The 6865-nt window shown below is 66.4% G+C and carries 7 protein-coding genes; 2 read left to right on the top strand and 5 right to left on the bottom strand.

Annotation, left to right across the window (positions count from 1 at the left end):
- The coding region (locus JOY90_RS15880; protein ID WP_291692065.1) for a L,D-transpeptidase at window positions 1-1524 on the top strand (1524 nt) is incomplete at its 5' end.
- A gap of 93 nt (window positions 1525-1617) precedes the next feature.
- Here the strand turns inward: JOY90_RS15880 and JOY90_RS15875 are convergent.
- The 3 genes from JOY90_RS15875 to JOY90_RS15865 form a co-directional block, all read right to left on the bottom strand.
- Window positions 1618-3024: an MmgE/PrpD family protein gene (locus tag JOY90_RS15875; RefSeq protein ID WP_291692064.1), complete on the bottom strand. Its 1407-nt coding sequence runs from the start codon at window positions 3022-3024 to the stop codon at window positions 1618-1620.
- 5 nt (window positions 3025-3029) lie between these two features.
- Entirely contained in the window at window positions 3030-3683 is a 654-nt protein-coding gene (locus JOY90_RS15870) for an ABC transporter ATP-binding protein (RefSeq protein WP_291692063.1), read from the bottom strand.
- A 164-nt stretch (window positions 3684-3847) separates the two neighbouring features.
- Complete coding sequence (locus JOY90_RS15865) at window positions 3848-4711, bottom strand: isocitrate lyase/phosphoenolpyruvate mutase family protein (protein WP_291692062.1); 864 nt, start codon at window positions 4709-4711, stop codon at window positions 3848-3850.
- A gap of 112 nt (window positions 4712-4823) precedes the next feature.
- On the opposite strand from JOY90_RS15865, the gene JOY90_RS15860 reads away from it, so the two are divergent.
- Window positions 4824-5282 carry a GntR family transcriptional regulator gene (locus JOY90_RS15860; RefSeq protein ID WP_291692061.1) on the top strand — a complete coding sequence of 153 codons (459 nt, stop codon included), beginning with the start codon at window positions 4824-4826 and terminating at the stop codon, window positions 5280-5282.
- Window positions 5283-5320: 38 nt separating this feature from the next.
- On the opposite strand, the gene JOY90_RS15855 is transcribed toward JOY90_RS15860, so the two are convergent.
- Together JOY90_RS15855 and JOY90_RS15850 are read right to left on the bottom strand one after the other, a co-directional pair.
- Window positions 5321-6079 carry a 2OG-Fe(II) oxygenase family protein gene (locus tag JOY90_RS15855; RefSeq protein WP_291692060.1) on the bottom strand — a complete coding sequence of 253 codons (759 nt, stop codon included), beginning with the start codon at window positions 6077-6079 and terminating at the stop codon, window positions 5321-5323.
- 201 nt (window positions 6080-6280) lie between these two features.
- Entirely contained in the window at window positions 6281-6478 is a 198-nt protein-coding gene (locus JOY90_RS15850) for a hypothetical protein (RefSeq protein WP_291692059.1), read from the bottom strand.
- Between the last annotated feature and the right edge of the window lie 387 nt (window positions 6479-6865).

Below are 6865 nucleotides of genomic sequence, written 5' to 3'. Positions count from 1 at the left end.
ACCGGAGCGATGCGGCGTTGGAGACATCTCACCCTGGTGGCACTCGCAGCCACAGTCGCACTGGCGGCGCCGACCGTCGGCGCCGCGGCGAAACAGGCCCGCCCGGCGGCGACCGTCGAGGCCGAGGCGCAACGCGAAGCCGGCGAGCCGATCATGGCGATCGTGTCGATCAAGGCCCAGAAGGTCACGTTCTACGATTCCGACGGCTGGATCCTGCGCGCGCCGGTGTCGACCGGCATCGCCGGACGCGAGACGCCGGCCGGCGTCTTCGCGGTCATCGAGAAGGACAAGGATCACCACTCGACCCTCTATGACGATGCCTGGATGCCGAACATGCAGCGCATCACCTGGAACGGCGTCGCGCTGCACGGGGGGCCACTGCCTGGCTATGCCGCCTCGCATGGCTGCGTGCGGATGCCCTACGGTTTTGCGGAAAAGCTGTTCGATCGGACGTGGATCGGGATGCGGGTGATCATCGCACCGAACGACGCGGCCCCGGCCGAGTTTTCCCACCCGGCCCTGTTCGTGCCCAGCGCGGAGGCCATGGCAGCCGCCCCGGCGCGCGCCGAGACGCTCACCCGCGAGGCCGAGGACGCCACCGTGGCGGCCGACGAGACCAAGATCGCGTCAGCCACGGCGGCGCGCGAGGCAGCCTCGCTCGCCGCGTCGCTGCGCAAGCTGGAACGGCTCAAGAGCAGCGCCGACGCCGAGCTCAAACTCGCCGACAAGAAGCTGGCCGCCGCCAGGACGGACCAGGCCAGAGCGCAGGGCGACGAGTTGAAGCAGAAAGCCGCCGCCAAGGCCGCGGAGGCAGCAACGCAGCTCGACACCGCCAAGGCCGACGCAGCGCCGACGCTCGCCGCAGCCGTCACCGCGAAAGACGCCGCCAAGGCCGCCGCGGCGAAGAAGGCAGACGCAAACAAGGCGGCAAGCGAGGCCCGGCTCGCGACCGAGCCGGTCTCGGTCTACATCAGCCGCTCGACGCAGACGCTCTACGTGCGGCGCAACACCCACAAGCGAGCCGCGGATGGCGGCGAGGTGTTCGATGCCTCGATCGAGTCGCCGGTGACGATCCGCGATCCCGACAGGCCGATCGGCACGCATATCTTCACGGCGGTGGCGCAGAACGGCACCGCGCTGCGCTGGACCGCGGTCACGATCGACGACGCCGATACGCCCAAGGATGCGCTCGACCGCATCACCATCCCCAAGGACGTGCTCGATCGCATCGCCCCGACCGCATTGCCGCGATCCTCGATCATCGTCTCGGACGAGCCGCTGAGCTCGGAAACCAACTATCGCACCGAGTTCGTCGCCGTGCTGAGCAACCAGCCCCAAGGCGGCTTCGTGACGCGGCGGCCGACGTCGGATCTCATCGCGAGCGGCAATGACGAGGACGATGGCGGCGGCGGCTTCGTCCCCTTCTTCCAGCACAACTGGGATTCCGACTCCCAGGCCGTCAGTCCGCGCCGGCGCGGCGGCCAATACTTTCGCCCGATGCAGCCACAGGGCTGGTGGCAGTAGGCCGCATTAGCGAGCCTCGTGGCCCGACGCGCGGCGATCGCGGCGGAAAGCCCGCAGACGCCCGCACCGACGATCAGGAAACCGACATCGCGCTCACGCCGCGGTCTCCTTCACCATCTCCACCACGGCCTCGCGCCAGGGCTGGCGCAGCGCTGCGTTCTTGCCCTTGACGATGGCGGTGAGCATGTGTGGCAGATTTGGAAATACCGATCCCGAGCTGGCTTCAACCTTGGCGGTAATAGTGGCTGCATCGAAGGGCTGGTCGGCGCCGCCCCGCGCGCTCTCGCAGATTTCCGTCCAGGTCTCGCCGTCGGCAAAGCGCCAGGCGACCCGCGCCGGCCGGTCTTTCGGCCAGGCGCCGATCTCGGCATATGGCAGAAGCTGCACCTTGCGGCGCAGGCCGGCGATGCGATCGTCGGCGAGCTTGTCGCGGGTGAAGGCTTCGGCGGCTCCGGTGCCGAGCACGGCGGTCGCCGCCGCCGCATGCGGCATCGAGAATTTTGCGGCCAGCACCGTGTTCGGCTCGACGGTGGTGAGCTTCATGCCGAGCGGATGGGTCTCCACGGTGATGGCTTCAATGTCGCTCGCATGGCGGCCTTCCCGCTCCAGCCGCCGGCGCAGGACGAGCGAGGCTTCGACTGCGGAATGGGCGTATTGGCAACAGGCGAAGATCTTGTGATAGCCGCCGCTGACCGCCCAATCCTTGCCGAGCCCCTTGGTCAACGCCTCCGGTGTGCAGCCAGCGCCGAAGCTGCCGACGAACACATCGTAGAGCGTGATGTCGAGCCCGCCAATGCCGATCGCAGCCCAATCGGCCATGCGCAAGCCGATCCACGCTCCAGCAGAAGTCCAGGCATTGCGCACCAGCGCGCCCTCGGTCGCGTGGCCGAAGGGACCTGCGAAGGCCATGCTCGCCGCTCCCGAGACCGCCTCCAGCAGGCGATCGGCCTGGCAGCCGCGCATCAGCGTCGCACCGGCGGCAGCGCCGATCGGCGCGAAGATCGCGTGCGGATGCACCGGCATGGTCGCGAACGGGAACGCCAGCGCAATCCGCGCCGTCACCTCATAGGCGATGGCGAGCGCGCGCAGCACGTCAGAGACCGACGCCTCGGAGCATTCGGCTTCCGCCAGCAGCGCCGGCAAGGCATAGGCACCGGCGTGGCAGGGCGCGCCGCGAAAACCCTCGTCCAGCTCGCTCCAGGTGATCGCCATGCCGTTGGCTGCGGCGGCGGAATAGCGATCGAGCCTGCGGGCACCGCCGGCGAACACCACCGCCTCGGCCGGGCCCCACGACCGCGCGAGGCCGCCACGGGCCTGCTTCACCTCCAGCTCGGAGGAGGCGGCGACCATCGCGCCGATATCGTCCATCAGGATCAGCGCGGCGCGCCGCCGCACGGTCTCCGGCAGCGGCGCCTTCAGCGCCATCACCGCCCATTGGCAGAGCTTGCGGAAATTCGCCGCGGTCAGGGATCGCTGGCTTAAAGCAGAAGCGTCAGTCATCAGAATCATGCCCACATGTCTGGATGGGAAGCGAGCTCGTTCGACGAGCCGTCGAACACGACGCGGCCGGATTTCAGGATCAGCGCGCGATCGACGGTCTTCAGCGTCACCGGCACGTTCTGTTCCACGATCACGAACCCGATGCCGAAGGCCTCGTTGACCTTGCGGAGCTGCGCCATGACGTTGCGGACGATGACGGGCGCAAGCCCGGTCGATGGCACGTCGAGCAGCAGCCACTTCGGCTGTGTCATCAGCGCCAGCATCTGCTGCTCGTCGCCGGACATCGAGCCCGCGCGTTGCACGCGGCGCTCGGCCAAGACTGCAAACAGCATCATCACCTCCTTGATGAAGCCGCCGTCGAACAGGAGACCCGCGATATGGAGATTGCGTTCGACTGAGAGATTCGGAAATACGTTGTGGCCCTGCGGCACGAACGCGATGCCCCGCCTTATTGTTCCGGGCACGTCGCCCGGCGCGATCGGGCTGCCCTCCGGAGAGACCGCTCCGGAGGCCGGCGGCACCGCGCCGACGACGCAGCGGAGCAGCGTGGTCTTGCCGGCGCCGTTCGAACCGATCAGGCCGAGCACGCGACATGCCCGGAGCTCGAGGTCGATGCGATCGGCGACCACGATGCCGTCGAAGGATTTGAGGGTTAACATCTCCTTTGCGGAAATTTCCGCCGTTTATCGGGATTTTCTTGCCGTCGGGCGACTTGAACACCGCCGAGACCATGTAGGGAGCGTCGCAGAGATTAGGCCTTCTGCTCGTCGTCCGAGACGATGCCGTCCCAGGGACGTTGACCGGCAACATCGCTCATCTGCCCTCACACCCGATAGCGCGCCTCGCGCGCATCCCATTCGTCCTTCGCGACCGAGCGCTGGCGCTCCTCGAAGGACGCCAGCCGATCCGCGACCGAGGCGAGCGAGCCATCGCGCTTGAGCGCGCCCAGCACGTCGTAGGACGCCTTCAGCGCCGCCTGCAGCGCCGCGTTGGCGTAGAGCACGATGGAGAAGCCGAGCTCCGCAAATCGCTCACGGCCGGGATCGGGCGTCTTGCCGCCGAAAACGATGTTGGCGAATTGCGGCACCGCGACCCGCTTCGGAATCTCCGCCAATTCTTCGAAGCTGACCGGCGCCTCGACGAAGGTCGCATCCGCCCCGGCCTCGGCATAGGCCAGCGCGCGCTCGATGGCGCGCTCGAAACCCTCGACCGCGCGTGCGTCGGTGCGAACGATGATCTGCAGGCTCTGATCATGCCGCGCATCGACGGCCGCCCTGACCTTCTGCACCATCTCGTCGCGCGAGATGACGTCCTTGCCGTTGAAATGGCCGCATTTCTTCGGAAAAACCTGGTCCTCGATCTGGATGCCCGCGACGCCCGCGCGCTCGAACGTCCGCACCGTGCGCACCATGTTGACGGCATTGCCGAACCCGGTATCGGCATCGGCAATGATCGGCAGCGACACGGCGTCCGCGATCGCAGCGATGGTCTCTGTGACCTCCGTCATCGTGGTCAGGCCGACATCGGGGGCGCCCAAATGCATGTTGGCGACGCCGGCACCGGTGACGTAGACCGCCTCGAAGCCGAGATCCTCGATCACGCGGGCGAACAGGGCATTGGCCGCGCCGGGCACTGTCACCGCCGCTCGGCGCGCGAACAGTGCCTTGAGCTGCGATGTCGTGGTCATGGTCCTTTCCCTCGCAGTAGTCTCGTCTCGCCAAATCGGCGTTCGAGCCGACGGACAGCCGCACAGCGGTTGCGGACGGTAGTGTCGCGCGGCCGATTGTCAACAGTTGACCATGGCTGCTCAAGTGCGCGAGGCGCTGGAGGGCATGGCGGCGCGGCTGGCGGCGGAGCACATGACCTCGCACGAGCTGGATCAGCTCGGCGAGCTTCTCGTGCAACATGCGGCCCTGCCGGCGCTGGCCGCGGGCGAGGCCTATCTGCAGCAACCTGGAGATGAGGACTTCCATTTCAGCACCCTGCGCGGCGCGCGCAGCGAGCGCCTGGAGCAGTTGCTCTTCGACCAGGTCTATTACCAGGTCCGCATCCATCGCGTGCGCTCGAGCACCAGGCCCGGCCGCGCCCGCGCCGCCTTCGACGAGCACAAGACGATGCTGGCGGCGTTGCAGGCCCACAATCCCGACGATGCCGAGATCACCATGCGCCGCCACGTCCGCAACGCGCGCTTCAGCGCACAGGCGGCCATGACGGACAGTTCTGCCCCGCCCAGGCAAGTGCAGCGAAAGACGGCCTGAACATTCGTCGTGCCGGAAAACCTCCGAGCGCGAAGGAGTTAGAAGCCGACATTCTCGTTCATGTAGAACGTGTTGAGGATCGAAATCCGCGGCTGATCGGTCTGGATCGGCGGCCGACCGTGCCAACTCATCCGCGTGAGCGTGTGGTACGCCTTCAGCACCACGAAGGCGTATCCGAGATTGGGCAGGAAGGGGATGGTCTTCACCGGCTCGAGGCAATAGGAACTGACGTGAAACAGCCCTTTGAGGGAGGCCTGATAGAGCGTCGTGCCGAGCGCCTGCTGGCTGGTGTCGGCCGGACAATAGAGCTGCATCGTCACGACCTTCTTGCGTGTGTCCGGATGCGGCTTGATCTGATAGCCGTCGCTGTCCCGGTAGAGCACCGGCTTCGCCACCAGCTTCAGGCTCTCGGCCCCGGCCACCTTGTCGCCCCGCGCGCGAATGTCCAGGCCCTCGCGCAGCTTGTCCCGGATCGCCTGCTCGACCTGCTTCGAGGTCAGCACATTGGATGCCGCGCTCCACAGGGAGCGCAGCGCAGGATCGAGCTTCTCGACATGCTCGCCGTAGAGACGCAGCGCGAGGCGCGAGCCCGAGCTGGTGATCGGGTCATATCCTTCGGACCCTGCGGCGGGAACTTTCCGGATCAGCTCATCGTAGAAATCGGCGGGAAAAAAATCGCGGAAGACGATGTGAGGGAAAGGAGCGCGAAAGTAGTCGGCCGCCTCGATGCTGGAAACCGCGTGCGCGGTAAGCTGATCTGCGAGATTGGACGGATAGATTTCGGCAAGCGCCTCCATGGGGAGACCTCATACTGTGCAAGCCGAACAAGCTGGCGGACCGCCGGTAGCTTCGGCCATTCATACGTCAGTCAACTCAGATACGCGGCGCCATTTCAACTACTGAGGCAACGCCGAGTCAAGCCATTGCCAAGGCGCCAATATTTTGACCCGAGCCGGCCGCGGCGAGTCCTGAAACGCCACACCTGGAACCCCGCCGAATCAGCTCCGAAGCCGATCGCGGACGATCCGCTCCACCTCGCGATAATCCGCCGCCACATGCTGGGCGCCGGCCGCCGTCAGCTTCGCCGCATGCTCTTCGCGGATATGGCCCGCCGCAAGCAGCCCGATCACCGCGCAGCCTGCGGCGCGCCCTGCCAAGACGCCAATCGTGCTGTCCTCGATGGACGATGGACTCACCGGCAGGCACTCCGATCGCGGCCGCCGCGTGCAGGAATAATGTCTCGGCCAGCACCGTGTTGGACGGCACCTCGCTGTCGGCGATGACGCCGTCGAAGTCGAGGATGATGGCGCTGACCGTTTCGTCGAGATTGCCCGCACTGAATCGCAAAGCGATCGTCCCTTGGGATGGCTCTAGATGGAGGACACGTGAACCTCAACTCACGTTCGGCTTCCAACTGTTACCGAGAAGCGGCGCGATGAAGGTTACGAGCTTCTCGGCGAAGCGAGCCGCTTGCGCCGATCGATGATCGGATGTATGTAGAGCGCCCTTTCAACCCGCCACGTTCAACCGACGAGGAGACCAGCCGTGAGACTTCTGTCGCGATCGACACAGACCGTGCCGAC

This window comes from Bradyrhizobium sp. (genome assembly GCF_019242285.1).
In the GTDB taxonomy this organism is placed as follows: Bacteria; Pseudomonadota; Alphaproteobacteria; order Rhizobiales; family Xanthobacteraceae; genus Bradyrhizobium.
This window is presented reverse-complemented; position numbering and strand designations above follow the sequence as displayed.

Coding starts and splice junctions, on each gene's coding strand:
- JOY90_RS15875 (WP_291692064.1), bottom strand. CDS start 3,024: ATGACTGACGCTTCTGCTTTAAGCCAGCGATCCCTGACCGCGGCGAAT.
- JOY90_RS15870 (WP_291692063.1), bottom strand. CDS start 3,683: ATGTTAACCCTCAAATCCTTCGACGGCATCGTGGTCGCCGATCGCATC.
- JOY90_RS15865 (WP_291692062.1), bottom strand. CDS start 4,711: ATGACCACGACATCGCAGCTCAAGGCACTGTTCGCGCGCCGAGCGGCG.
- JOY90_RS15860 (WP_291692061.1), top strand. CDS start 4,824: ATGGCTGCTCAAGTGCGCGAGGCGCTGGAGGGCATGGCGGCGCGGCTG.
- JOY90_RS15855 (WP_291692060.1), bottom strand. CDS start 6,079: ATGGAGGCGCTTGCCGAAATCTATCCGTCCAATCTCGCAGATCAGCTT.